The sequence below is a fragment of the Streptomyces sp. NPDC046759 genome, from assembly GCF_040645475.1.
Taxonomy (GTDB): Bacteria; Actinomycetota; Actinomycetes; order Streptomycetales; family Streptomycetaceae; genus Streptomyces.
In genome coordinates, this window is record NZ_JBEYYJ010000073.1 from 1,916 (window position 1) to 3,898 (window position 1,983).

Annotated in this window: 1 rRNA gene (running past one end of the window); it reads left to right on the plus strand. The window is 57.4% G+C overall.

Annotation, left to right across the window (positions count from 1 at the left end):
- The first annotated feature begins 59 nt into the window (after nt 1-59).
- Nucleotides 60-1,983, plus strand: a 23S ribosomal RNA gene (locus ABZ919_RS41400) (it continues 1,284 nt past the right edge of the window).

The following is a 1,983-nucleotide window of genomic DNA, read 5'->3' on the forward strand; positions in this document are numbered from 1 at the left end:
TCGGGGTGATGGGTGGCTGGTCGTTGTTTGAGAACTGCACAGTGGACGCGAGCATCTGTGGCCAAGTTTTTAAGGGCGCACGGTGGATGCCTTGGCACCAGGAACCGATGAAGGACGTGGGAGGCCACGATAGTCCCCGGGGAGTCGTCAACCAGGCTTTGATCCGGGGGTTTCCGAATGGGGAAACCCGGCAGTCGTCATGGGCTGTCACCCGCTGCTGAACACATAGGCAGTGTGGAGGGAACGAGGGGAAGTGAAACATCTCAGTACCCTCAGGAAGAGAAAACAACCGTGATTCCGGGAGTAGTGGCGAGCGAAACCGGATGAGGCCAAACCGTATGCGTGTGAGACCCGGCAGGGGTTGCGCATGCGGGGTTGTGGGATCTCTCTTCTGCGGTCTGCCGGCCGTGGGACGAGTCAGAAACCGTTGATGTAGGCGAAGGACATGCGAAAGGTCCGGCGTAGAGGGTAAGACCCCCGTAGTCGAAACGTCAGCGGCTCGTTTGAGAGACACCCAAGTAGCACGGGGCCCGAGAAATCCCGTGTGAATCTGGCGGGACCACCCGCTAAGCCTAAATATTCCCTGGTGACCGATAGCGGATAGTACCGTGAGGGAATGGTGAAAAGTACCCCGGGAGGGGAGTGAAATAGTACCTGAAACCGTGTGCCTACAAGCCGTGGGAGCGTCGGATGCAGCTTGCTGTATCTCGTGACTGCGTGCCTTTTGAAGAATGAGCCTGCGAGTTTGCGGTGTGTTGCGAGGTTAACCCGGGTGGGGAAGCCGTAGCGAAAGCGAGTCCGAACAGGGCGTTTCAGTAGCACGCTCAAGACCCGAAGCGGAGTGATCTAGCCATGGGCAGGTTGAAGCGGAGGTAAGACTTCGTGGAGGACCGAACCCACCAGGGTTGAAAACCTGGGGGATGACCTGTGGTTAGGGGTGAAAGGCCAATCAAACTCCGTGATAGCTGGTTCTCCCCGAAATGCATTTAGGTGCAGCGTCGTGTGTTTCTTGCCGGAGGTAGAGCACTGGATAGGCGATGGGCCCTACCGGGTTACTGACCTTAGCCAAACTCCGAATGCCGGTAAGTGAGAGCGCGGCAGTGAGACTGTGGGGGATAAGCTCCATGGTCGAGAGGGAAACAGCCCAGAGCATCGACTAAGGCCCCTAAGCGTACGCTAAGTGGGAAAGGATGTGGAGTCGCACAGACAACCAGGAGGTTGGCTTAGAAGCAGCCACCCTTGAAAGAGTGCGTAATAGCTCACTGGTCTAGTGATTCCGCGCCGACAATGTAGCGGGGCTCAAGCGTACCGCCGAAGTCGTGTCATTGCAGCATATAGCCCCAACGGGTGCTGTGATGGGTAGGGGAGCGTCGTCTGCCGGGTGAAGCAGCACCGGAAGGTAGTTGTGGACGGTTGACGAGTGAGAATGCAGGCATGAGTAGCGATTCACACGTGAGAAACGTGTGCGCCGATTGACTAAGGGTTCCTGGGTCAAGCTGATCTGCCCAGGGTAAGTCGGGACCTAAGGCGAGGCCGACAGGCGTAGTCGATGGATAACCGGTTGATATTCCGGTACCCGCTGTGAAGCGTCAAACATCGAGCATCGTGATGCTAAGGCCGTGAAGCCGTTCCGGACCCTTCGGGGAAAGGAAAGTGGTGGAGCCGCCGGACCAAGCGGTTAGTAGGTGAGTGATGGGGTGACGCAGGAAGGTAGTCCATCCCGGGCGGTGGTTGTCCCGGGGTAAGGGTGTAGGACGTCAGGTAGGTAAATCCGCCTGGCAATAGTCTGAGACCTGATGCCGAGCCGATTGTGGTGAAGTGGATGATCCTATGCTGTCGAGAAAAGCCTCTAGCGAGTTTCATGGCGGCCCGTACCCTAAACCGACTCAGGTGGTCAGGTAGAGAATACCGAGGCGTTCGGGTGAACTATGGTTAAGGAACTCGGCAAAATGCCCCCGTAACTTCGGGAGAAGGGGGGCCATG